18 protein-coding genes are annotated in these 23,124 nt (G+C 67.7%); 6 read left to right on the top strand and 12 right to left on the bottom strand.

What is annotated here, in order from left to right:
* Positions 1-4: 4 nt before the first annotated feature.
* The 4 genes from ATJ93_RS16575 to alaS all read right to left on the bottom strand — a co-directional run bounded on the left by ATJ93_RS16575 (position 5) and on the right by alaS (position 6,022).
* Entirely contained in the window at positions 5-775 is a 771-nt protein-coding gene (locus ATJ93_RS16575) for a type 1 glutamine amidotransferase (protein ID WP_120245753.1), read from the bottom strand.
* Positions 776-865: 90 nt separating this feature from the next.
* Positions 866-2,212, bottom strand: a complete 1,347-nt coding sequence (locus tag ATJ93_RS16570) for a class I adenylate-forming enzyme family protein (protein WP_120245752.1) — start codon at positions 2,210-2,212, stop codon at positions 866-868.
* A gap of 115 nt (positions 2,213-2,327) precedes the next feature.
* On the bottom strand, positions 2,328-3,113 hold the full coding sequence (locus ATJ93_RS16565) for an alpha/beta fold hydrolase (protein ID WP_120245750.1): 786 nt from the start codon (positions 3,111-3,113) through the stop codon (positions 2,328-2,330).
* A 131-nt stretch (positions 3,114-3,244) separates the two neighbouring features.
* Positions 3,245-6,022 (bottom strand): alanine--tRNA ligase, encoded by a 2,778-nt coding sequence (alaS, locus tag ATJ93_RS16560; RefSeq protein ID WP_120245748.1) that lies wholly within the window; start codon positions 6,020-6,022, stop codon positions 3,245-3,247.
* Between the two features lie 260 nt (positions 6,023-6,282).
* Here alaS and ATJ93_RS16555 point away from each other — a divergent pair, with 260 nt between their 5' ends.
* Positions 6,283-8,793 carry a GAF domain-containing protein gene (locus ATJ93_RS16555; protein WP_120245746.1) on the top strand — a complete coding sequence of 837 codons (2,511 nt, stop codon included), beginning with the start codon at positions 6,283-6,285 and terminating at the stop codon, positions 8,791-8,793.
* A gap of 21 nt (positions 8,794-8,814) precedes the next feature.
* Here ATJ93_RS16555 and ATJ93_RS16550 read toward each other — a convergent pair whose 3' ends face one another.
* Both ATJ93_RS16550 and ATJ93_RS16545 read right to left on the bottom strand, forming a co-directional pair.
* On the bottom strand, positions 8,815-8,997 hold the full coding sequence (locus tag ATJ93_RS16550; RefSeq protein WP_120245745.1) for a hypothetical protein: 183 nt from the start codon (positions 8,995-8,997) through the stop codon (positions 8,815-8,817).
* 35 nt (positions 8,998-9,032) lie between these two features.
* On the bottom strand, positions 9,033-10,043 hold the full coding sequence (locus ATJ93_RS16545) for a replication factor C small subunit (protein ID WP_120245743.1): 1,011 nt from the start codon (positions 10,041-10,043) through the stop codon (positions 9,033-9,035).
* A 174-nt stretch (positions 10,044-10,217) separates the two neighbouring features.
* Between ATJ93_RS16545 and ATJ93_RS16540 the strand changes: the two genes are divergently transcribed.
* Positions 10,218-11,315, top strand: coding sequence for a bactofilin family protein (locus ATJ93_RS16540; protein ID WP_120245742.1), 1,098 nt, complete (start codon positions 10,218-10,220; stop codon positions 11,313-11,315).
* A 150-nt stretch (positions 11,316-11,465) separates the two neighbouring features.
* Positions 11,466-11,699 carry a ubiquitin-like small modifier protein SAMP2 gene (gene samp2 / locus ATJ93_RS16535; RefSeq protein WP_120245740.1) on the top strand — a complete coding sequence of 78 codons (234 nt, stop codon included), beginning with the start codon at positions 11,466-11,468 and terminating at the stop codon, positions 11,697-11,699.
* A gap of 22 nt (positions 11,700-11,721) precedes the next feature.
* On the opposite strand, the gene ATJ93_RS16530 is transcribed toward samp2, so the two are convergent.
* On the bottom strand, positions 11,722-12,102 hold the full coding sequence (locus ATJ93_RS16530; protein ID WP_120245739.1) for a Rid family detoxifying hydrolase: 381 nt from the start codon (positions 12,100-12,102) through the stop codon (positions 11,722-11,724).
* 182 nt (positions 12,103-12,284) lie between these two features.
* On the opposite strand from ATJ93_RS16530, the gene ATJ93_RS16525 reads away from it, so the two are divergent.
* A complete protein-coding gene (locus tag ATJ93_RS16525) occupies positions 12,285-13,529 on the top strand; it encodes a serine hydroxymethyltransferase (protein ID WP_120245738.1) in 1,245 nt (414 codons plus the stop codon).
* A 176-nt stretch (positions 13,530-13,705) separates the two neighbouring features.
* On the opposite strand, the gene ATJ93_RS16520 is transcribed toward ATJ93_RS16525, so the two are convergent.
* The 5 genes from ATJ93_RS16520 to solA all read right to left on the bottom strand — a co-directional run bounded on the left by ATJ93_RS16520 (position 13,706) and on the right by solA (position 21,320).
* Complete coding sequence (locus tag ATJ93_RS16520; RefSeq protein WP_120245737.1) at positions 13,706-15,340, bottom strand: BCCT family transporter; 1,635 nt, start codon at positions 15,338-15,340, stop codon at positions 13,706-13,708.
* Positions 15,341-15,614: 274 nt separating this feature from the next.
* Positions 15,615-16,850, bottom strand: a complete 1,236-nt coding sequence (ilvA, locus tag ATJ93_RS16515; protein WP_120245736.1) for a threonine ammonia-lyase — start codon at positions 16,848-16,850, stop codon at positions 15,615-15,617.
* 5 nt (positions 16,851-16,855) lie between these two features.
* Positions 16,856-19,372 (bottom strand): GcvT family protein, encoded by a 2,517-nt coding sequence (locus ATJ93_RS16510; protein ID WP_120245735.1) that lies wholly within the window; start codon positions 19,370-19,372, stop codon positions 16,856-16,858.
* Positions 19,373-19,592: 220 nt separating this feature from the next.
* The gene (locus ATJ93_RS16505) at positions 19,593-20,018 is read right to left on the bottom strand and encodes an EamA family transporter (protein WP_013878928.1); all 426 of its coding nucleotides are present in this window, start codon (positions 20,016-20,018) and stop codon (positions 19,593-19,595) included.
* Positions 20,019-20,171: 153 nt separating this feature from the next.
* Positions 20,172-21,320, bottom strand: coding sequence for an N-methyl-L-tryptophan oxidase (solA, locus tag ATJ93_RS16500; RefSeq protein ID WP_120245734.1), 1,149 nt, complete (start codon positions 21,318-21,320; stop codon positions 20,172-20,174).
* Positions 21,321-21,602: 282 nt separating this feature from the next.
* On the opposite strand from solA, the gene ATJ93_RS16495 reads away from it, so the two are divergent.
* Both ATJ93_RS16495 and ATJ93_RS16490 read left to right on the top strand, forming a co-directional pair.
* Entirely contained in the window at positions 21,603-22,742 is a 1,140-nt protein-coding gene (locus tag ATJ93_RS16495) for an aromatic ring-hydroxylating oxygenase subunit alpha (protein WP_120245733.1), read from the top strand.
* Between the two features lie 11 nt (positions 22,743-22,753).
* Positions 22,754-23,122, top strand: a complete 369-nt coding sequence (locus ATJ93_RS16490) for a hypothetical protein (protein WP_120245732.1) — start codon at positions 22,754-22,756, stop codon at positions 23,120-23,122.
* The last annotated feature ends 2 nt before the right edge of the window (positions 23,123-23,124 follow it).

Genomic DNA, 23,124 nt, shown 5'->3' with positions numbered 1-23,124 from the left:
AGAATTAGTCTAAACTGCCGACTTCGGCCGTCGCGTCCGCCTTCGCATCGGCAGCGGTCTCGAGATCGGCATCGGCGCTCGCGGCCGCAGCCGCCTCGGCGCGCACCTCCTCGACGAACGCGAGGAAGTTGTCGAAGACGAGCTTCGCCGGACAGGCCTTCCGGTAGTTCTCCGCGGTAATTTCGTCGAGGATCGACTCGAGACGTTCGTCGGAGAGTTCCTTGCGGTGGACGAGTTCGCGCGCGGTTTTGGTATCGTACTCGGGGTGGAACTGCACGCCGAAGACCCGGTCCGTGCGGAAGCCGTGGTTCGAGTACTCGTTTTCGGCCAGCGGTTCGGCGCCCGGCGGCAGTTCCGACACCTCGTCGGAGTGGCTGGTGAAGGCGGTAAACTCCTCCGAGATGCCCTCGAAGAGTCGCGAGTCGCCGAGTTGCTCGATCTCGCTGTAGCCGACCTCGTAGGCGCCCATGTCCTCGACCGTGCCGCCGAGGACGTGCGCGAGCAGTTGGTGACCCCAACAGACGCCGAGGAAGGGAATGTCGCGATCGATCGCCTCGCTGACCCACTCCTCGGTCGTCTCGATCCACTCCTCGTCCCAGTAGACCGACGACCGCGACCCGGTGACGACGGCACCGTCGTAGTCGAAGGTTTCGGGGACCTCGCCCGCGGTCACGTCGAACTCCGACAGCGACGCATCGAGTTCGCGTCGGAAGTTCCGCGTCGTGTTCTCGTCCCGATGAGCCGCGTTCAGGACGGCGATTCGAAGTTGTTTCATCGTCCTCCATTGGCGACTCGATAAAGAAAGGCCTTCTGCACGTCGCCGTCGTTGCCGCGATTGCGGTCGAGACCGCGCATTCGTTTGCTACTAGTGTTCATTATCGATATTGTCAACGCGGTAGTAGCGGCCGGTTTCGTCGCGTCGGAACGACTCGCCTGTGGAGAACCAGCCGTCGGCGAATCGACCGCGGTCCGCGGTATCGTCGGATTTCTCGTTCGTTCGATCGCCGGTTCCGAAGCCGGCGTCGACGGCCGTTTCGCCGTCGCCGTCGTCATCGGTGGCGGAGTCCCCGACGTAGCCGTCCGCAACTACCGGTCCTGAAAGAGCGAGTTGGCCAGTCCCTGCGTCCTCGAGCGGCTCGCCGTCGGTCTCGTCGCTCCCGTCGGCGACCAACCGGACGCGACAGTCGGGGACCGGTTTGCCGAGACCGTCGGCGTCAGTATCGGCAGACGCTGCCGCCGTATCGGACTGACTCAGGGCGATCGGACACTCGAGGCGCCCGTACGTCCGCGCGACCGCAATTCCGTGCTCGCGGTAGGGCTCGAGGACGTCCTCGGGAACGGATCCGTCGGGGAACGCCCGCTCGAGCGAGTCGACGGCCTCGGGGAAGCCAGACTCGGCCGCGAGGTCCCGAAACGCGGCCGTTCGGCCCGCGAACAGGGTTGCGTCCTCGCTCTGGATCGCGGTCAGCGTATCGCCGGGGTCGAACGCCCGGTCGAGCAGCAGGCGGCCGCCGGCGTACAGCGTCGGGAGCGCGACGCGAACCAGTCCGTCGTGGGCCGACAGCGGCGAGACCAGCGGGACGGTATCGCGCGGGGAGAGGCCCCACGTCACCAGCGTCGCGATGCAGTTCCACTCGAGGCTCCGCGCGGAGTACTCGGCTATCGGGCGGCCGCCGTCGCCGTGGAGCAACAGGAGCGGGTCGTCAGTGGCGGACTGATCGTCGCCGATGCGGGGATCGGTTGTTTCGTCGGTAGTGAGGCCGTCGTCAGCGTCACCGCCTTCGCTAACATCGACGTCCGCCAGTTCCGACAGCGTCACCGTCCGATCGAACGGCATCGAACGCACGAGGTCCCGCTGGGCCGCCTCCGCGACGACGAGCGTCGGCTCGAGCACTTCGAACGGCCGCTCGACCGTCACGGGCGTCAAGCGATGCGAGATGGGGGCGAACGTCGCGCCGAGCCGGCGGCAGGCGAACAGCAGCGCGAGCGAGGCCACCCGGTTGCGGGTGACGAGACAGACGGTATCGCCGGCGTCGATCCCCAGTTCGGCGAGCCGCTTGGCCGTCGCGTCGGCCAGTTCCGAAAGTCCGGCGTAGGAAACGCGGCGCTCGTGGATCGTCTCCGCGGGGGCGTAGAGTCGCTCCTCGGAGATGTCGACGACCGCCGTCCGATCGGGGAACCGATCCGCGCGCCGCGCCAGCGAGAGAGTCACGCCCGCGGCTACCACGCTCGAGTCCGTAATACGGTGGGACACATTGGCAAGCACCGACCCACTCGACTCGAGAACACGCTAGCGGAAGTCGCCCTCGAGGCCGTTCGAGTGCGTGTCAGCGTTCGTCGTCGGTCTGGGCCTCGAGAAAGCCAAGCAATCCGTCGTTTATCGTCCGCGACTGTTCGATCATCGCGAGGTGACCCGCGCCCTCGAGGTCGACGAACTCGCCGCGCGGAAGCCCGCGGGCGAGGTCCTGGCCGGCGTCGACGGACACGAGTTCATCCACAGTCCCGTGGAAGACCCGCGTCGGCTGGGTCACCTCGACCAGCCAGTCGGTCGCGTCGAACCCCTCGAACGCAGCCGTCTGTGCTTCCCACCCCGCGCGGTCGGCGTCGCCGTCAGCCCGCCAGTCGACGATGCCGTCGACAACGTCTGGCTGTTCGGCGAGGAACTCGTCGGAGAGGCCCGCCCTGAGCGACTCCCGCAGTGCGTTGCGGTCGTTCGGCGGCGCGAACAGCGGCTCGAGGTCGTATTCGGACTCTTCGGCCGCAGTCCCGATCAGCGAGAGCGTTGCGACGCGACTCGAGGTCCGGGCCGCGGCGAGGGCGATGGCACCGCCGAGACCACAGCCGACGAGGTGCGCGTTCCGAATCTCGCACTCGGAGAGAACGGCCTCGAGATCGCCAGCGAGCGTCTCGAGGTCGTAAGGACCCGGCGGCGCGTCGGAGCGGCCGGTCCCCCGGAGGTCCCAGACGACGGCCTCGTAGGGGCCGGCGACGGCGGCGTGTTGCCAGCCCCAGGACCAGCCGCCGAGGCCGGCGTCGGGGACGAAGACGACGGTCGGACCGTCGCCCTCGCGGTCGTAGTACAGCGAGACGGACCCGTTCGTAGCGGTGGGCATACTCGAGCAAAGCGGGCCGAGGAAGGCGACGGTTTCGGTTCCGTGTGTGTGTGCGTGTCTACTCTAGCAGTCGATCGGAAGAACCGGAATCTCGAGCGAACGGCGGAAAAGAACGGAGAGCGACGAGCCGGTTAGGCGTCCAGCACTTGCCGCAACACGTCCGGCGCGTCCTCGAGCGCCGCGTCGAGATCGTCGACGTTGGGGCCGCCGCCCTGCGCGAAGTCGGCCGGACCGCCCCCGCCGCCGCCGACCTTCGAGGCGAGTTCGCCGACGACTTCGCCGGCGTTGACGCCGACGCCGTCGGGCACGGCGACGACGAACTGGGCGCCGCTGGCGCCGCTGCCCAGCACGGCGATCTTACCCTCCTCGCTGATGGCGTTGGCAGTCGCGCGGAGTTCGTCCATGTCGGCGTCGAGCCGGTCGATCACGGCCGTCGCCTCGCCGACGTCGACCTCCTCGGCGTCGCCACCGCCACCGGCGCGGGCCGCGGCGAGCTGTTCTTTGAGGTCCTCGATCTGCTTGCCCCGGTCCTTCCACTCCTCGAAGAACCGCTCGGCAGTCTCGGGGACCTCCTCGGGCGAGACGTCGAGGACGTCTGCGGCCGCGTAGAGGGCGTCCTCCTTCCGCTGGGTCGCCTCGAGGGCCGCGTCGCCGGCGGCGAAGGTGATGCGCTCGACGCCGTCCTGGACGCGCTCGGTGTTGAGAATCTTGATGGAGCCGATGTCGCCGGTGCGGGAGACGTGGGTTCCCCCACACGCTTGCACGTCCTCGTCGACGTGGATCAGCCGGATCTGCTCGCCCGGCGGGATACCGCCCTGGTAGAGGTCGAAGCCGTGTTCGGCCTCCGCGTCGTGGCGGTCGGGCCACTCCTGGGAGACCTGCGTGTTGTCCATCACGATCTCGTTGGCGACGCGCTCGATCTCCTTGACGTCCTCGCGGGAGATGCGGTCGTAGTGGCGCAGGTCGATGCGCGAGGAGTCGACGCCCTTCTGGGCGCCGGCCTGACGGATGTGCTCGCCGAGCACTTTGCGGGCGGAGTGGATGACGATGTGGGTCGCCGTGTGGTGGCGCATCAGCTGTCGCCGGCGGCCGCCGTCGACCTGGCCGTTGACGAACTCGCCCTTGCCGGGGTTCGCGTCGGTCCGGTGGAGGATGACGCCGTCTTCGATCTGGACGTCCTCGACTTCGACGGTCGTATCGTCCGTCGAGAGCGTCCCGGTGTCGGCGGGCTGGCCGCCGCCCTCGGGGTAGAACATCGTCTGGTCGAGCACGACGTCGTAGCCCTCCTCGCGCTCGAAGACGTCGAGCACGACGGCTTCGAACTGCGTGCGCTGCTGGTCGTCGTAGTAGAGTTTCTCCGTCTCGGGGAGGTCCGCGAAGCGCTCGTCGGACTCGCCCTCCGCGGCCGTCTCGACGCCCTCGGGGGTGTCGTGGCGCTGCGCGACGAGGCTGTAGAAGTCGTCGGGGACGTCGACGTCGGCGCCAGTCTCCTCGGCGATCTCGACGACCATATCGGGCTGAATCCCGTGGGAGTCGTAGAGTTCGATCAGCTCCTCGGTGGGGATCGGCTCGCCCTTCTTGGCGTACTCCTCGGCGAGCGTCTCGACCCGGCGACCGCCGCGCTCGAGCGTCTCGCGGTACTTCTCGACCTCCGTGCGGACGATGTCGCGGATCGTGTCGCGGTTCTCGTAGTCCAGTCGCTCGGCCTGCATGTCGACGAGTTCGTCCAGCGGCGCGTCGACACCGGCGTTATCGCAGAGCCGTTTGGTGCGCCGCAGGACCATCCGCGCGAGGTAACCCGTGCCGACGTTCGAGGGGACGATGCCGTCCCCGAGCATGTACGCGAGGGTGCGACAGTGGTCGGCGATGGCGTAGATGTCCTCGAGCGGTTCGACCAGCTCTCGGAGCTCCTCGACCGAGACGCCGATTTCGGCCGCGATGTCGCCGCGGGCGGCCTCGACGTCGTCGACGTCGTCGATGTCCAGTTGGCCGGAGAGGCGGGCCGCGCGGGAGACGATCTCGCTTTCCTCGTCGGTGTAGGAGAGCCCGGCGTTGTCCTTGAGGAAGTCGATCATCTCGGGGTAGATCGCCTCGTAGACCGTCGGGGTGCCCTGGCTCATCCAGGTCCAGCGCTCGAGGCCGTAGCCCGTGTCGACGATGTACGTGTCCATGAACGAGTAGGTGTTCCCGTCCTTGAGTTCGTACTCGCCGTCGGGGTCCTGTTCCATACACATGAAGACCAGCGTGGCGACCTCGAGGCCGCGGTAGATGACCTCGATGGCGGGTCCGGCGTTGCCGCCGCCGACCCACGGGTCCTCGATGTAGGTGACGTCGGTGATGTCCGCCCCGAGTTCCTCGAGCAGGCCGTCACAGAGTTCGACGGTGCGGTCCTTCCAGTAGACCTCGCCCTCGTAGGCGTAGTCGGCCTCGGCGTCCTCGCGGCTGTTGAACGCGTGGTGGGCCATCATTTCGAAGGCCATCGTGTGGCGGCCGGTCTTGCCGACGTTGTCGATGTCCTGCATCCGGATGCAGGGCTGGGACACCGTCAGCGGGTTGGCCGGCGGGGGCGTCTCGCCCGACGTGACAAGCGGCTGGAAGTCGTAGATCGACGCCTGCGTCAGCAGGACGTCGTCGCGCCAGCGGTTGGCCGCGACGGGGTAGGGATCGATTCGTTCGTGGCCGTGGTCCTCGAAGTACGAAAGGAAGGCCTCGCGCATCTCCTCGAGGGTGAATTCCTCGTCGAAGCCGGGCGAACCGATAAACTCGTAGTCGGCACAGGGCGGCTCCCCGCAGGTCTCCCGGCTCTCGTCGCGCGTCCAGAAGTGCGACCCGCACTCGGGACACTCCTTTCGCACGAAACCTTCCTCCTCGAAGTACTCGAGGCGGTACTCGTCCGCCAGTTCGCTCATTATACCTCTGTTGGCCAGCCAGCGCCTAAAACAGTTCCGCAACGTTCACGGCGAGAGAACGGCAGATCCACGAGTCTCCGATCGCTACGGGCCAGTTCAGGGATGCCGGCGCCGCTCACTGACAGTTTACTATCTTCTCACGGCACAGGAATCGGTCGCCGGGACACGACTCACCGTTCGATTCGGCCAGCAGAATCTTTAACTAGGTCTTCTGGACTGTATGTATAGACGACCGATTCGGTTCGTCGGTACGATACACGATGGCACACCCGTCACCCCGTCACCGATCGCGAACGATCCTCTATGCGGCCCCGAGCGAGGACGCGGCCCGCGAGGGAGCCGCGGCGCTCGAGCGCGCCGCAACGGCAGCGGATCCCGATCGCGAGCCGACGGTCCATCCGCTCGAGTCGATCGATCGGCTCCGGGAACTGGCCCCCGAGGCCGACTGCGTCGTCGTCTGCGAGCGCGACGCGACCCGGACGGAGCCACGGTTGAGCCAGAGCCTGCTGGAGATCGCCTCGGCCTGCGGCGCGACGCCGCTGGTACTGTTTACCGACGCGTCGTACGCTTCAGCGGTCACGCGTTCGGCCGAGGGTATCGACGGCTACGTCCGTCAGGACACCGAGGACGCCGTCGTCCACCTCGCGGACGAGATCGACAGGGTCTGTCACAGCGAGGCGGTCGACGACGAGCCCGAATCCGAAGCGGACGACGAAGACGAGGACGAGGACGAGCCATCGGCCGACAGCTACGACGCGGTCCAGGAATTACTCGAGGAGCACGGACGGAACCGCGACGTCCTCGAGGAGGTCGACGGGGAGCGAACCGCGACCGACGAAACCGAAATCGAAACCGGAAGCAGCGACGAGTCCGGCGAGCCCGCAGCTGCGGCGGCGGATTCGGATCGGAAACGGGACTCCGAACCAGACGGGCTCGAGGACGGCGAATCCGCCGAGCAGGCGGCGGAAGCGGACCGAGAGGCGGACTCCGAGACGGAGATAGAAACGGACGGCGAACCGGACTCGAATCCGGATGCTGAGACGGATCCAGATTCGGATTCCGAGTCGAAGCCACAGACGAAGGCGAACTCGAACTCGAGGCCGGTGACGGAATCGAAGACGGATTCGCGATCGGATCAGACAGCGGACGGCACGACGGAAACGGCAACCGCGATCCTCGAGACGGCCGCCACCCTCGTCACCTGTCACGATCGGGAACGGCTGTTCGAACGGCTCGTCGACGGCGCCGTCGAGATCCTCGGGTACGAGTACTGCTGGCTCTCGACGGTTCACTTCGGCGAACTCGTGCCGCGCGCTCTCGCTCCGTCGGTACCCGCCAACCGCCTCGAGTCGACGTCGGTCGAGGGGCCGCTCGGCGAGGCGTTCCGAACGGGCGCGTCGACGCGGATCGACGACCTCGCCGGCCGCGAGGAGATCGTGCCGCCGTTCCCGGGCGTGCGTTCGCTGTGTAGCGTCCCAGTCAGCGACTTCGGGGTGCTCCGCGTGGCCGCCGCCGAGGCGAACGCGTTCGACGAGACGGACGTCACCCTCCTCGAGCGACTCTGCCGGACCGCCGCGGCGGTCCTCGAGCGCAACTGGCACGAGATGGGCGTCGTCAACGAGCGCAATCGACTGGAGCGCGAAGTCGACCGTCTCGAACGCGAACGCGAGCAGTACGCCGCCGCTACGGAGCGGCTGGCGAACGAACGCGATCGGCTCGCGGCCGAACGAGACCAGCTCCTCGCGCTCGTCGAAGACGTCAACAAGCCGACGCTGCGCTACGAGATCGTCGACGACGAACCGGTCATCCGGGACGTCAACGCCGCCGTCGAGAACGTCTTCGGCGACGATCCGGCAGCGCTCGACGGGACGCCCGTCGACGAGTACGTCGTCCCGCAGGGACTCGAGGAGCGGGCGGCGACGCTCACCGAGGCGCTGCAGGCGGACGAGCAGCGCCAACTGCTGGATCGCCGCGAGACCGTCGACGGCGTGCGGGATTTCATGCTGACCGTCGTCCCCCTCGAGCGGGCGGCCGCCGCCGACGGGGCGGATCACGCGGGACTGCTCGTCTACGAGGACATCACCGAGGACAAGCGCCGCGAACTCGAACTCGCGGCCGCCACGGAGCGCCTCGAGCGCGTCGCGGACCTGATCGACGAGGACGTCGAGAAGCCGCTGCAGGTCGCGCACAGCTACCTCGAACTCGCCGCCAAGAGCGGGAAGAACGAGCACTTCGACGTGATCGCGGACGCCCACGAGCAACTCGACGACCGCATCGCGGCCATCGAGGACGTCGCCGCGTGGGACGACGCCGCCGACACCGAGCCCGTCGCCCTCCACGACGTCGCCAGGCACGCTTGGACCGGCATCGAGACCGGTGAGGCGCGGCTGGTAACCGAGGACGACCTCATCCTCGAGGCGAACCGGGACCGCCTGCACGAACTGTTCGAGTTCGTGGTCCGGTCGGCGCTCGAGATCGATTCTGACGGCGACGACGCCGCCGCGCCCGTGACCGTCACCGTCGGCGCGACCGACGACGGGTTCTACGTCGCCGGCGATAGGCCGGCGGCCAGCGGGACCGACGACGGCCGACAGGAGGCGCCGACACCCGGTCGGCTGACCGCCTCGGACGGCGCCGGACTGCAACTCGAGGTAGTCGAGCAGGTGGCCGAGGAGCACGGCTGGGACGTCGGCGTCGCCGAGGACGAGGACGGGACGGCCTTCGCGTTCCGCGGCGTCGACGCGATCAGCGTGAACCGGGATCGGGTCTGAGAACCGGAAGCGAAGCGTTAGCTAGTCGTCGCAGTCGGAGTCGCCGGCCACAGGCCCATCGGCCGAATTGTTCTCGAGGGAGTCCAGCGATTCCCGATACACTTCGACGATACGTTCCGACAGCCGTTCGACGCCGATATCGTCGATGGCGTCGCCAACCTGGCGGGCTTCCTCGACGGCCTCATCATCGTTCCGATCGGTCATAGATTGCAGTTCTCCGACAAAAGGGAACGGTCGTTCTATTCCTGCTCCTCGAGCGCCAGCGACGCCAGCATCGCCTCGAGTTGCAGGCGTTCGTTCGCGCCCTCCGTGATGCGATAGTCCACTTCGCCGAGTCGCTCGAGCAGTCGGACCGTCGCCTGCTCGGGGATGTCGAACTCCCAGGCCGAGCGGTGGAGTTGGTCGATGACGTCGCCGCCTGCGAGGCCGCGGTCGGTCAGCAGGTCCTCCAAGGCCGCGCGGGCGGCGGTGAAGTCGCCCTCGATGGCGTGATCGACCATCTCCTCGACCTCCTCCGGGCGGGCCGTGGCGGTGATCGCGAAGACGGTCTCCTCGTCGACGGTCTCGCCCATCACGGCCGCGGCCTGCAGGGCGTTGATCGCCTTGCGCATGTCGCCGTCCGCCGCGTAGACTAAGGCGTCGACGCCGTCGTCGGTGACCTCGATGTCCTGATCGGCGGCGATCTCGCGGACCTGCGCCTCGATTGCGTCGTCCGTCAGTTCGGTAAACCGGAAGACCGCACAGCGGGACTGGATCGGATCGATGATCTGGCTCGAGTAGTTACACGAGAGGATGAAGCGGGTGTTGTTGGAGAACTGCTCCATCGTCCGGCGCAGGGCCGACTGGGCGTCCGAGGTCAGCGCGTCGGCCTCGTCTAAGAAGATGATCCGGTGGTCGTAGCCGCCGAAGGAGGAGCGCGCGAAGTCCTTGATCCGGTCGCGGACGACGTCGATCCCGCGCTGGTCGGAGGCGTTGAGTTCGAGGAAATTCTCCCGCCAGTCGTCGCCGTAGACTTCACGGGCGATAGCCTGTGCTGCGGTAGTTTTCCCGGTCCCAGCCGGCCCAGCGAACATGAGGTGGGGCAGGTCGTCCTTCTCGACGTAGTTTTTGAGACGCGGCACGATGTTCTCGTGGCCCTTGATCTCGTCGAGTCGCTCAGGGCGGTACTTCTCGATCCAGACTTCGGTCCGACCGGGTGTTGGCTCCGCCGCCTCGGCGTCGGGGTCGGCGTCGGCCTCGGCCTCGCTCATACCGGCCCAAGGGGGCCACCGGAAATAAATCGACCGAAGGGGCTCGTCGAGGACGTCGCCGTCCCCCCCTCGTCCGTTCGATCCGGAACCACCCGTTTCGAGTCGTTTCACGCTCGGGAACAGGGTGTCGTCTTTTTGTCACTGGTCGACGAACGCTGTCGTATGGTGCGTGGAATGACACGAACGAGGCTGCGAACGAGCCTGGTCACCGTGCTGATCGCCCTCGTGGTGTGCGTCGGACTGGTGCCGGGGGCAGTCACTGCACAGGCACAGGTACAGGACGCCCAAACCGGCGGCACGGTCGTCGTCGAGGAGGGCGAAACGGTCGAGAACCTCGAGGCGTTCGCGGGGACCGTCGTCGTCGACGGTACCGTGACGGGGGACGTCGAAGCCGTCGCGGGCAGCATCCGCATCAACGGCGACGTCGGCGGGAACGTCGAGGCGACCGGCGGCAGCGTCACGATCGCGGGGAATATCGACGGAAACGTCGAGGCGGCGACCGGGAGCCTCGAGATCGCCGAGAGCGCGACGATCGGCGGCGACCTCTCGGGCGGCGCCGGCAGCGTCGCGATCGACGGGACGCTCGAGGGCGACGCCACGATCGGGGCCGACACGATCCGGCTCGGCGAGAACGCCGCGATCGCCGGTGATCTGCGGTACGGCGGCGATCTCGAGGGCAACACCGACGCGGTCGCGGGCGAGATCCAGCAGGACTCGTCGCTGGGCACGGGCGGCGATTTCGCGCCCTCGATCCCCTTCGGCTCGTGGCTCGTCGCGGGCTACACGTTCGCCCTCCATCTCGTGCTCGGCGCCGTGTTGCTCGGGCTGTTCCCGCGGTTCTCCGACGGCGTCGCGGATCGGGTCGGACGGACGCCGCTCCGCTCGGGACTGGTCGGTCTCGGCGTCCTGATCGGTATCCCGGTCCTCCTGATCGCGCTCGCGATCACGATCGTCGGCATCCCGCTGTCGATCGTCGGCGCGTTCGCGTTCGCCTTCGTCCTCTGGATCGGCGTCGTCTACGGCTGGTTCGCCGTCGCCGCGCAGGCCCTCTCGGCGGCCGACGTCGAGAACCGATGGCTCGCGCTCGTCGTCGGCCTGCTCGCCGGCACGCTCATTTCCCAGATTCCCTACGTCGGCGGGCTGGTCAGCCTACTCGTCTTCCTGCTCGGGCTGGGCGCGTTCGCCTACGGACTGTACAGCCACCGAAAGGCGGTCGGCGGCGGCCGCCAGGAACCCCAGCCCGGGGTGCCGGAGGGGCCGGCGGCTGACTGAGCCGCTCGAGAATCGAGCCCTGGTAGTCACGACGGATCACGCCGCCTCGAGTTCGAGGCCTCTCCCGAGCCGTCTCGAGTGATCCGATCCACATCGTCGGCGGGAGCCGCCGAACGACGCGCTCAAGGCCGACGGCTCGTAAGCCCGAGTATGCACGTCACCGTCGACGTCAAGGGCGAGGGCACCCACGAATTCGACCTCGAGGCGCTCGCGGCCGCCGAAGAGTCGGACGGGGGCAGCGGCCCGACGTACGCCGATCTGCTCCGGGAAGTCGACCTGAGCCCCCACGAGGTGAGCGTCCTCGTCGACGGACGGCCGGTGCCCGAGGACCAGCCGGTCGAGAGCGACCACGTGACGGTGTTGCGGCTGATCAAGGGCGGGTGAGGAGCGGCCGGCCGCCGGCCGATCACGCCAGCGACGCGACGGCTTCGATCTCGACGGCGGCGCCCTTCGGCACGCTGGCGACCTCGACCGCGCTTCTGGCCGGCGGCGCGTCGTCGAAGTACGCCGCGTAGGCCTCGTTCATCGCGTCGAAATCGTCGATGTCCTCGAGGAAGATGGTGACTTTACAGACGTCCGCGACCGTCGCGTCCGCCGCCGCGAGGATCGCGTCGACGTTCTCGAGACACTGCCGGGTCTGCTCGGCGACCGGTTCGTCATCGAGTAGTTCGCCGTCCGGAGTCAGCGGGAGCTGGCCGGCGGTGAACAGGAGGTCGCCGGCGACGGTCGCCTGACTGTACGCGCCGACGGCCGCGGGCGCGTCGTCGGTGCTGATAACGCGTGGCATGGGACCGTCCTCGAGGCGGACCGCCGTAACGTTCGATCGCCGATAATTCGGACGCTTAAGTCGGCGGAAATCGCGGTTCGCGGCGGAGTCGGGACCGGGATCGAAACGAGCGAGAGCGGGCTCTTGAACGGGTCGATCACCTGCGATCAAGATACTTGGCGACCGTTCTGGATGTCCGTGGTATGTCGGATCATCTCAAAGACATCGATCCGGCGGTCGCGGACGCCGTCGCCGGCGAGCGCGAGCGCCAGGAGTCGACGCTCGGCATGATCGCCTCGGAGAACCACGCCTCGGAAGCCGTCCTGGCCGCGCAGGGAACGGCGCTGACCAACAAGTACGCGGAGGGGTACCCCGGCGCGCGCTACTACGGCGGCTGCGAGCACGTCGACGAGGTCGAACGCCTCGCGATCGAGCGGGCGAAAGAGCTGTGGGGCGCCGATCACGTCAACGTCCAGCCCCACTCGGGCACGCAGGCGAATATGGGCGTCTACTTCGCCGCCTTAGAGCCCGGCGAGACGATCCTCTCGCTGGATCTCACCCACGGCGGCCACCTCAGCCACGGCCACCACGTCAACTTCTCGGGCCAACTCTACGCGGTCGACCAATACGAGGTCGACCCCGAGACGGGCTACATCGACTACGACGAACTGGCCGAACAGGCCCGCGAGGTCGACCCCTCGATGATCGTCAGCGGCTCCTCGGCCTACCCCCGCGAGTTCGACTGGGAGCGGGTCGGCGAGATCGCCGAATCGGTCGACGCGTACCACCTCGCCGACATCGCCCACATCACGGGCCTCGTGGCGGCGGACGTCCACTCGAGTCCGATCGAGCACGCCGACTTCGTCACCGGCAGCACACACAAGACGATCCGGGCCGGCCGCGGCGGGATCATCATGTGCGACGAGGCGTACGCCGACGACGTCGACAGCGCGGTCTTCCCGGGCAGTCAGGGCGGGCCGCTCATGCACAACGTCGCGGGCAAGGCCGTCGGCTTCGGCGAGGCGTTGACGCCGGCGTTCGAGGCGTACGCCGAGCGAACCGTCGAGAACGCGAGCGCGCTCGCGAACGTCCTCCGGGACCGGGGCCTGTCGCTGGTTTCGGGCGGCACCGACAAACACCTCGTGCTCGTCGACCTGCGGGACTCGCACCCCGACCTCACCGGGAAAGACGTCGAGGAAGCGCTCGCCGAGGTCGGCGTCGTCGTCAACAAGAACACCGTCCCCGGGGAAACCAGATCCCCGTTCGTCACCAGCGGCGTCCGCATCGGCACGCCCGCGCTGACGACTCGCGGATTCGGTCCCGAGGAGATCGAACGGGTCGGCCACTGCATCGCCGACGTGATCGACGCGCCCGACGACGACGCGACCCTCGAGCGCGTTTCTGAGACGGTCGACGACCTCTGCGACCGGTTCCCCGTGTACGAGTAGTCGCGGCGAGCGGTTGCAGCGATTCTCGGTGTCGGTGTCGGATCGCCGATTTTCCTGATTTTCAGTCGGACTCGAGACGATGAGAGAACGGGACGACGTTCACGGAGTGTCGACTCTCATCGCGGCTCGAGGCGACGACGAGAGCGAAACTGAGACCGAAAACGAGCGGGTCGGGGTTAGTCGTCTTCGGGCGTCGCCTGCCCGGTCGGGGACGAAGATCGGTCCTCCTCGTGGAGGAAGACCGCCCGACGGCTGCCGAAGACCCAGACCATGACGCCGACCGCGAGCAGCGTGATGATCGCGAAGGGACCGCCGGCGATGATCGCCGCCTGCTGGAGCGCCGAGGTGCCGCCGGCCACCATCAGCAGCGAGGCCAGCGCACCCATGAGCGCGCCCCAGATGACGCGGTTGATCGTCGAGGGCTTGCGCTTCCCGCCGGTGGTGAGCATCCCCAGTGCCAGCGTCGAGGAGTCAGCCGACGTCACGAAGAACGTCGTCACCAGCACCAGGAAGAGGACGGTGAGCACCTCGCCGGCCGGCAGCGCCTCGAACAGCGGGTAGCCGGCGACGGCCTCCTGGTAGCCCCAGGCCTCGAGCGTGCCGAGGATCGCCGCCTGCCCGCTGGACTCGAGGAAGATGGACGTCCCGCCCATCGTCGCGAACCAGGGGATGGTGACGGCCGTCGAGGCGACGACGCCGGTCGCGGCGACCTGTCGAACCGTTCGGCCCCGCGAGATCCGGGCGATGAAGAGGCCGACGAACGGCGCCCACGAGAACCACCAGGCCCAGTAGAAGACCGTCCAGGCGCCGACGAAGCCGGCGTCAGCCCCCTGGCCGCCGGTTTCGGACGCGCCCATGAAGAGGCTCATCGACACGAACTCGTTGATGTACGCGCCGAGCGCCTGGGTCCCGACGGTCATGATGTACACCGACGGGCCGAGCACGAACGCCACGACCGTCAGGAGAACGAACAGCGCCATGTTGAAGTACGAGACTCGCCGGATCCCCTTCTCGACGCCGAGCGCGACCGAGACGGTGAAGGCGACGGTCAGCCCCGTGATCACGAGCACGGTCCCCGCGTCGCCGAACGAGACGCCGCCGGCGTACTCGAGGCCGACGAGGAACTGGTTGCCGACCAGCCCGAGCGTCGTCGCGATGCCGCCGATAGTCGCGAAGACGGCGAGGATATCGACGAGCTTCGCCCAGGGACTGTCGAGGTTGTCGAAGCCGACGATCGGCCCGATGATCGTCGAGATACGCATCGGCGCGCCCCGTCGGTAGGCGAAGTACGCGATCGGAATGCCGACGATCACGTACGCCGACCAGGCCGAGAGCCCCCAGTGGAAGAACGTGTACTGGAGGGCGCTGACGGCGGCGCCCGTCGTTTCCGCTTCCACCCCCGAGAACGGCGACGGCGTCGAGTAGTGGAAGATCGCTTCCGCCGGCCCCCAGAACACGATCCCGGCGGCGATCCCCGCGGAGTACAGCATGGCGAAGTACGACAGAAAGCTGAACTCGGGCTCCTCGTCGGGGTCGCCCAGTTTGATGTTCCCCCACGGCCCGAAGATGAGAAACAGGACGAAGGCCACGAGGGCGAACATCGAAACGAGGTACGCCCAGCCGAAACTCGTCCACAGGAACTCGTTGGTCCCCTCCATGAGCCCGAGCGTCCGTTCCTCCCGGAGGAGAAACGCGACGACGATCGACGCGGCGACGACGAATCCGACGCCGAAGACGACGGGATCGAGTTCGGCGACGAACGTTTCCAGCGGCCCGTCGTCGTCCGCCCCGTCGCGATCGGCGGTACTCATCGCGGCTCACCCCCCAACGGCGCCGAGCAGTCCCTCAAGCGGTCGTTCGATTCGCACACGGTCTCGAGCGAACCGGCACCCGTACTGCCGATTCGAAGCGGCACGCGATCGGTGCCCTGTCCCTCCATGGTATCATACACCGTGCGTATTGATACCAACCCTTCAAATCAAGGTTCATCTTCATAACCGGAGCCGTTTTTGTACCCCGCCCGAACACGTCACCCTCGAGGCGCGATTCGGGGTTGATACTCGTATCGCGTTGACGAAAGAGAGGTCACGCGTTGACCCGCCTGACCTCGTACCCGTGATCGCGGATCGAACGGACGATCGCTCGCGACTGGCCCGCGCCGCTCGTTTCGACCTGGAAGACGAGGTGGGCCTCGCCGACGTCCAGTTCGGGCGCCGAGCGGTCGTGGCGGACGGTCCGGATGTTGGCGCCGTGGTCGGCGATGAGCCCCGAGACGTCCTCCATCTTCCCGGGCCGGTCGTCGATCCGGACGCGCAACTTGAGCAGTTGCTCGCGGTCGGTCAGCGCGTGGACGAGCACCGTCTGTAACATCGTCATATCGAGGTTCCCGCCGCTCAACAGCGGCATCACCGTCTCGCCGCGCACGTCGAGTTCGTCGCTGACGATCGCGGCGACCGACGCCGCGCCGGCCCCCTCGACCACCTGCTTGGCCCGCTCGAGCAGGAGGAGCACCGCGCGGGCGATCTCGCCGTCGGTGACGGTGACCACCTCGTCGACGTGGGACTCGATCGACGAGAGCGTTAGCTCCGAAATGCCGCCGGTCGCGATGCCGTCGGCGATCGTGTCCACCGAGTCGAGCGAGACCGCGGCTCCCTTCCGGAGGCTCTCGGAGACGGTCGACGCGCCGGCCGCCTGCACGCCGACGATGCGCGTCTCCGGCGACCGATCCGCGAATGCCGTCGCGATCCCCGAGATCAACCCGCCCCCGCCGATCGGGACGACGACGGTGTCGACGTCGGGGCGGTCGTCGTACATCTCGAGGCCGAGGGTCCCCTGGCCGGCGACGATCGCGGGGTCGTCGTAGGCGTGGACGAACGCCGTCGCGTCGTCGTCGACCAGCCCCTTCGCGTACGTCATCGCCTCCTGGAAGTCGCTGCCGACGAGTTCGACGTCGGCGCCGTAGCTCCGCGTGGCGTCGACCTTCGCCTGGGGCGCGCCGCGGGGCATGACGATCGTCGAATCGACGCCGAGTTTCGTCGCCGCGAGCGCGACGCCTTGCGCGTGGTTGCCGGCGCTGGCCGCGACGACGCGCTCCGTCCCGCCGTCGGCGACGCACTGGGCGATCTTGTTGTACGCGCCGCGGGTCTTGAACGAGCCCGTCCACTGGAGGTGTTCCATCTTGAGGTGGACCTCGGCCCCGGTCAGCTCGTCGAGGGACGTGCTCCGTTCGACGGGCGTGTGCTTGACGACCGACTCGTCGTCGATCCGGTCCCGGGCCGCCTCGACGTCGGCGATCTCGACGGTCTCGTACGCTCCGTTCATGGGCCTCACCGAAGCATCTTCTCGCGGTCGGGATCGAACAGCGGTTCGTCCCGAACCGTCCCGGCGTACCGGTCGTTCTCGTAGCTGATCTCGACGTTCCGGCCCGCCTCGGCGTCGTCCGCCGGCAAGTAGGCGTACGCGATTCCGGCGTCGATCGAGTAGCCGTAGTCCGCCCGGGTGACGTAGCCGAGTACTTCGTCACCGCCCAGCTCGAGCACCGGGTGACCGGCGTCGACGACCGCGCCCGGCTCGTCGAGCGTGATCGGGACGAGCTTCCGGTCGACGCCCGCGTCGCGGGCCTCTACGAGAGCTTCCTTCCCGATGAAATCCGTCTCGAGGTCGACCGCGAAGCCGATCCCGGCCTCGTAGGGGTCGTACTCGGGCGTGACGTCGGTCCCCCACAGCCGGAACCCCTTCTCCATGCTCGTCGAGTCCAGCGCCGCCCAGCCCATCGGAACGATGCCGTACTCGTCGCCGGCGTCCTCGATCAGCTCCCAGAGCCGCGCGCCGTACTCCATCGGCGCGTACAGCTCCCAGCCGAGTTCCCCGGCGTAGGAGAGCCGGAGCATCGTGACCGGAACGCTCTCGAGGTAGGTCTCTTGGGCGGTGTAGAACGGGAACGCGTCGTTCGAGAGGTCGGTCTCCACGAGCGACGAGAGGACCGCGCGGGAGTCGGGGCCGAAAACGCCGACCCCGCACATGTCCGAATCGCGGGTCCGCACCGACACCGAGCCGTCGTCGGGCGCGTGCTCGCGGAGCCACCGCGAGTGCAGCGTCGCGGAGTTGCCGCCGCCGGTAAACACCGTGTACCGGTCCTCGGCGAGCCGCGCGACCGTCACGTCCGCGAGGATGCCGCCGTCCTCGTTGCACATCGCCGCGTAGCGGATTCGGCCCGGCGAGACGTCGACGTCGTTCGTCAGGAGCCGCTGGAGGAATTCCGTCGCGCCGTCGCCGGTCACCTCGATGCCGGTGTAGGTGGTCATGTCGACCATCGCGACGCGGTCGCGGACCGCCTGGTGCTCGACGCCCTGGGCCTTCGACCAGCCGCGCTCGAGCCAATCGGGCCGGTCCGGCACGTCGTACTCCTCGAGCAGGGCCTCGTTGGTCTCGTACCACTGCGGGGTCTCCCAGCCGCCGGAATCGTAGAATTCCGCGCCGAGTTCCTCCTGGCGGCGGTAGAACGGACTCCGGCGGAGGCCGCGCTGTCCCTCGGGCTGCTCGCGCGGATGGATCAGCTGGTAGACTTCCTGATACTGCTGTGCGCCCCGGCCCCGCGTGTACTCCCGCGAGCCCGCGTGGGGCTGGAACCGCGAGACGTGTGCCCCCGTGACGTCGACGCGCTCGCCCTCGAGGCGGGGGACGCCGTCTTCCATCCAATGGGCGACGATGTTCCCGGCGCCGCCCGACTGGGTGACCCAGATCGCGAGCGCCCACCAGAGCCCGTCGATCCCCTCGGTCGGGCCGAGGATCGGCATCCCGTCGGGGGTGAAACAGAACATCCCGTTGATCGCGGACTCGAACTCGGCGTCCCGCAGGGAGGGGACGAGTTCGCAGGCCGCGTCGTAGGCCGCCTGCTCGTGATCGGGGTGGGTGTTCTCGTAGAAGTGTTCGGACGTGAACTCCCGCAGCGAGGGGTACTCCAGGCCCAAGTCCTCGAGCTTCTCGGGGCCGTAGATGTCTTCGGGATCGACCAGCAGCGACTCGTGGTTGTACGAGCCGATGCCGTAGCGCTCGCCGTGCTGGCGGAAGTACAGCGACCGGTCCTGGTGGCGCAGCAGGGGCTGCTCGATCTCGCGGTCCGCGCCGGCCAGTTCCGGGAGTTCGTCCGAGACCAGGTACTGGTGGGCGCAGGGGACCAAGGGGATGTCGACGCCGACCATGTCGCCGAACAGCGGCCCCCAGATGTTCGTCGCGACCAGCACCTCGTCGGCCGCGACGGTCCCGCGGTCGGTGACGACCGTCCGGATCTCGCCGTCCTCGACCTCGAGGTCCGTCACGGTCGTCTCGCCGTAGAACTCGGCGCCGGCCGCTCGAGCCCGCTCGGCCATCGCCGCGGAGGCGTCGACGGCGTGGGCCTTGCCGTCCGTCGGGACGTAGTAGCCGCCACGGATGGCCTCGGGGTCGATCTGCGGGACGCGGTCGGCGACCGCGTCGGGCGAGAGCAGTTCGCCGCCCTCGATCCCGTAGGACTGCCCTCGCTCGCGCTTTCGCTTGAGGAAGTCCCACCGGTCCTCGGTGTACGCCACCTCGATCCCGCCGCAGGTCCGGAAGCCGTCCAGGTCCTCGTAGAGCCGGCGCGTGTACGACGCCATCCGGGTCATCAGCTTGTTCCCGCCCGTCTGGAAGACCAGCCCCGGCGCGTGCGAAGTGGAGCCGCCGGTCTCGAACAACGGTCCCTGATCCACGACGACGACGTCCTCGCGTCCCAGCCGCGTGAGGTGGTAGGCGGCGCTACAGCCGACACAGCCGGCGCCGACGACGACGGTACCCGCGCTGTCGGGGAGCGTGTTCCCTGTACTCATATGTCACAGGTAGTGCCACGAGACCGAGCATAGCTATCCGGGTGGATAACCTGTGGCGTATAACAGTCGCGGGACCGAGACCACGTGCCGGGCTGCGGTTCGGTACGACCGGATCGGCCGGCTCGAGAAGGGAGAGGAATGGGGTGGGATGGGGTGGGGTGGAGCTGTCGTCCTCTTTTCGGTGAGACTGTTCCGAACCCAGCGATTACGGCGGGCGGATCTATCGGGTAACCAGGACGACCCCGAGAACTGCGAAGGCGATCCCGACGAGTCTCGTTACCGTCACGTCGTCGCCGAGGACGACCATCCCGATGAGGGCCGCGACGACGAAGTACATCGCACCGAGCGTAGAGACGATCGTCGTCGACCCGCCGGAGAGGCCGACGTACATCGAAATCAGGCCGATTCCGGTAAACAACCCCGCCGTCCCGGCGAGCAGGCCGCCTCTCGCGGTGATGGCGAGCGACGCGTCCGACACGATGATGAACCCGAGCGCGAGAGGTCCCGCGACGAGGTAGGAGATCGCGGCGGCCGTCCTCGGGTCGATCGACTCCGACGCAGCGTTGCCCAAGACGACCCAGATTCCCCACGTTACCATCGTAATCGACCCGAAGAACACGGCCGAATCTATCTCGGGGAGCCCCATCAGTGGAAGGCTCTATCGCCACCGGAAAACGCCTCCCCCTTCATTACCTGCGACGCTTAAATGGCGGCCGTTCGAGCGTCGAGCGCGCTACGTCGCCGAACGTGCAACCGACTCGAGAAACGCCATTCCGACCGATCGCCCCGTTATCGACCGCTACGCGTCGTCGAACCGATCGAGGCCGAACATCTCGATCGGATGGTCGGTCTCCCCGTCGGCCGCGAGGTCGGCGAGGATCTCGCCGATGACGCTGGCGAACTTGAAGCCGTGGCCCGAAAAGCCCGCGCCGACGGCCACCTGCGGGTGGTCGGGCAGGGTGTCTAAGATGAAGTGCTCGTCCGGGGAGTTGGTGAACATGCAGGTCGCGAGCCGCATCGTCGGCCCCGCCGCCCCGGGGAAGTAGTTCTCGACGACTTCGCGGAGGAGTCGCTCGTCCTCGCGGTTCGGCTCCCGGTCGTACTCGTCCGGGTCGACGTCCTCGTCGAAGTGGTGGTACTTGCCGAGTTTCATCCCGGGCACGTCGTAGATCGGCAGCCCGTAGAACCGCCCCTCGGGGACCTTCAGGTTCCAGACCGGGAAGTTGTCGGGTTCGAACGTCGCCGGCCGCTCGGGTTGGAACCAGCCCAGCACCTGTCGCTCGGGTACCGCGAGCCCCTCGAGCGCGTCGGTAAACTTGTAGTTCCAGGCGCCGGCGGCCAGCACCATGGCGTCGGCCTCGTAGGTGTCGCGGTCGGTCTCGACGCGGACGCCCTCGTCCGGCGTGGGTTCCCAGTCGAGGACGCGCTCGCGGGCGCGCACCTCGGCGCCCGCGGCCTGGGCTGCCTCCGCGTGGCCGACGATCGCCTGCTCGGGGACGACGAAGCCGCCGTCGGGCTGGTACAGCGCCTTGTGCCCCTCCGGGAGGTCGTAGCCGGGGAACCGCTCGGCAACCTCGGCGCTCGTCAGGACTTCGTGGGGAATGTCGTGTTCCTCGCAGGAGCGCAACGACCCCTCGAAGACGACGTTCCCCTCGGGACCGGCGTCGATCGATCCCGTCCGGTGGATCACGTCGCGGCCGGTCTCCTCCGCCAGGTCGTCCCAGAGGTCGTAGGCCCGCTCGATGAGCGGGATGTAGTCGGGGTGCTCGTAGTAGGCCCGACGGATGATCCGCGTGATGCCGTGGGACGACCCCATCGTGTGGGGAATATCGTACCGCTCGAGTCCCACCACGTCGAGGCCGCGCTCGGCGAGGTGGTAGGTCGTCGCGCTGCCCATGCCGCCGACGCCGATCACGACGACGTCGTACCGGTCCGCTGTCGCGTTCATGCTGGCGACCGATTCGGCGACGACCCCCTTGACTGTTAATCCGTCTCACATCGTACCTTTTTGACGGGCTCGTTCCGTCCCGACGGCTCGATCGGGTTCGACCGCGCTCGCATCCCGGGGTCTCGAGCGGGTGGCGCGCGAACCCGTTCTCGAGGGCGCGGGGGTCGGCGTTCGACGGCGTCGACCAGGCGCAGATCCGCCCCGGCCGTCGCCGGCACTTATAGGTACGAACTACCTGCGATCAACCCTTATTGAGCGATACGGCATGGCATGCCACACAGTATGACCCGGTGGAACAACGGTCGAGACGAAGTCGAACCGGTCAGCCCCGACATCACCGAGGAGACCAACGCCCTGCCGGCGCGGTACTTCACCGATCCGGCGGTCCACGAGATGGAGAAGGAGACGGTCTTCGGCCGGTACTGGGTGTACGCGGGCCACGCGAACTGCATCCCCGACGCGGGAGACTACTTCACGCGCAACATCGGCGATCGGGAGATCATCGTCGTTCGGACCCACGACGGCGACGTCGAGGCGTTCTACAACGTCTGCGCCCACCGCGGGTCCGCGATGGTCGAGGAGACGCCGATGACCGACCCCGGCAACGCGGGCCGGATCAAGTGTCCGTACCACCTCTGGACGTACGACCTCGACGGGTCGCTCGCGAGCACGCCCAAGAGCTTCGAGGACGCGCGACTGAACCCCGATCTCGAGGACGAGGACGTCTCCGAACCGGACGCCGAGGAGAACGCCCTCATGTCGGTCCACACCGACCGCATCGGCCCGTTCGTCTTCGTCAACTTCGACGACGATCCGATGCCCCTCGCGGAGCAGGCCGGTTCGATGAAGACCGAACTCGAGTCCCTCCCGTTAGAGGAGTACCACCTCGCCAGGCGCATCGTCTCCGAGGTCGAGTGCAACTGGAAGGTCTTCGGCGGCAACTACTCCGAGTGCGACCACTGCCAGGCCAACCACCAGGACTGGGTGCGGGACCTCGAACTCCTCGAGTCCGAACTCGAAGTCAACGACTACCACTGGATCCTCCACTACCAGCACAAGGAGGACGTCGACGACGAGATGCGCATCCACGAAGAGCACGAGGCGAAGTTCTACTACTTCTGGCCGAACTTCACGGTCAACATGTACGGGACCGCCGACGGCTACGGCACCTACATCATCGATCCGATCGATGAGGGGCGGTTCCAGCTCGTCGCGGATTACTACTTCAAGGACCCCGACCTGTCCGACGAGGAAGCGGAGTTCGTCCGGACGAGCCGCCAGCTCCAGGAGGAGGACTTCGAACTGGTCGAACGCCAGCAGCGCGGCCTCGAGTCGGGGGCGATCGCCCAGGCCCAGCTCGGCCCGAACGAACACACCGTGCACAAACTGCACCGCCTCGCACAGGAGGCCTACGAGGCGTAGCTCGTCGGACCATGACCGCGAGCGATTCACGACAACGGCAGGCCCCGTTCGCGGCCGCGTGCCGAGAGTGCGAGGTCGAACAGGGCGTCGATTCTGCGAACGAACTCGTCGCGTTCTACCGTCGCCACAGCCGACAGACCGACCACGACGTCGTCGTCACGCGGACCGACTTCGCGTTCGACCTGCCGACGGCGACCGACGTCGAGACCGTCGTCGCCGAACTCGAGGCCCACTACGAAAACGGCGTCCCGCTCGGCGCGGTCGTCGCGGCAACGAGCGAGCAGGGGGTCCCCGTCGGAGAGACCCTCGAGGAACTACACGACGTGCGGTTGACCGGTGCGCTCTACGAACCGCGCGACGATCACGTCGCCGTCGTCTGAGC

This window comes from Halopiger aswanensis, assembly GCF_003610195.1.
Classification (GTDB): domain Archaea; phylum Halobacteriota; class Halobacteria; order Halobacteriales; family Natrialbaceae; genus Halopiger; species Halopiger aswanensis.
The sequence above is the reverse complement of the archived record's forward strand: the minus strand, read 5'-3'. Positions and strand labels throughout refer to the sequence as shown.

Bases quoted from the DNA above. Each gene is read 5' to 3' on its own strand.
- ilvA (WP_120245736.1), bottom strand. From the start codon at position 16,850: ATGAACGGAGCGTACGAGACCGTCGAGATCGCCGACGTCGAGGCGGCC.
- ATJ93_RS16545 (WP_120245743.1), bottom strand. From the start codon at position 10,043: ATGAGCGAGGCCGAGGCCGACGCCGACCCCGACGCCGAGGCGGCGGAG.
- ATJ93_RS16550 (WP_120245745.1), bottom strand. From the start codon at position 8,997: ATGACCGATCGGAACGATGATGAGGCCGTCGAGGAAGCCCGCCAGGTT.
- ATJ93_RS16525 (WP_120245738.1), top strand. From the start codon at position 12,285: ATGTCGGATCATCTCAAAGACATCGATCCGGCGGTCGCGGACGCCGTC.
- samp2 (WP_120245740.1), top strand. From the start codon at position 11,466: ATGCACGTCACCGTCGACGTCAAGGGCGAGGGCACCCACGAATTCGAC.
- ATJ93_RS16565 (WP_120245750.1), bottom strand. From the start codon at position 3,113: ATGCCCACCGCTACGAACGGGTCCGTCTCGCTGTACTACGACCGCGAG.
- ATJ93_RS16540 (WP_120245742.1), top strand. From the start codon at position 10,218: ATGACACGAACGAGGCTGCGAACGAGCCTGGTCACCGTGCTGATCGCC.
- ATJ93_RS16530 (WP_120245739.1), bottom strand. From the start codon at position 12,102: ATGCCACGCGTTATCAGCACCGACGACGCGCCCGCGGCCGTCGGCGCG.
- ATJ93_RS16510 (WP_120245735.1), bottom strand. From the start codon at position 19,372: ATGAGTACAGGGAACACGCTCCCCGACAGCGCGGGTACCGTCGTCGTC.
- ATJ93_RS16495 (WP_120245733.1), top strand. From the start codon at position 21,603: ATGACCCGGTGGAACAACGGTCGAGACGAAGTCGAACCGGTCAGCCCC.
- ATJ93_RS16555 (WP_120245746.1), top strand. From the start codon at position 6,283: ATGGCACACCCGTCACCCCGTCACCGATCGCGAACGATCCTCTATGCG.
- ATJ93_RS16520 (WP_120245737.1), bottom strand. From the start codon at position 15,340: ATGAGTACCGCCGATCGCGACGGGGCGGACGACGACGGGCCGCTGGAA.
- ATJ93_RS16490 (WP_120245732.1), top strand. From the start codon at position 22,754: ATGACCGCGAGCGATTCACGACAACGGCAGGCCCCGTTCGCGGCCGCG.
- solA (WP_120245734.1), bottom strand. From the start codon at position 21,320: ATGAACGCGACAGCGGACCGGTACGACGTCGTCGTGATCGGCGTCGGC.
- alaS (WP_120245748.1), bottom strand. From the start codon at position 6,022: ATGAGCGAACTGGCGGACGAGTACCGCCTCGAGTACTTCGAGGAGGAA.
- ATJ93_RS16575 (WP_120245753.1), bottom strand. From the start codon at position 775: ATGAAACAACTTCGAATCGCCGTCCTGAACGCGGCTCATCGGGACGAG.
- ATJ93_RS16505 (WP_013878928.1), bottom strand. From the start codon at position 20,018: ATGGGGCTCCCCGAGATAGATTCGGCCGTGTTCTTCGGGTCGATTACG.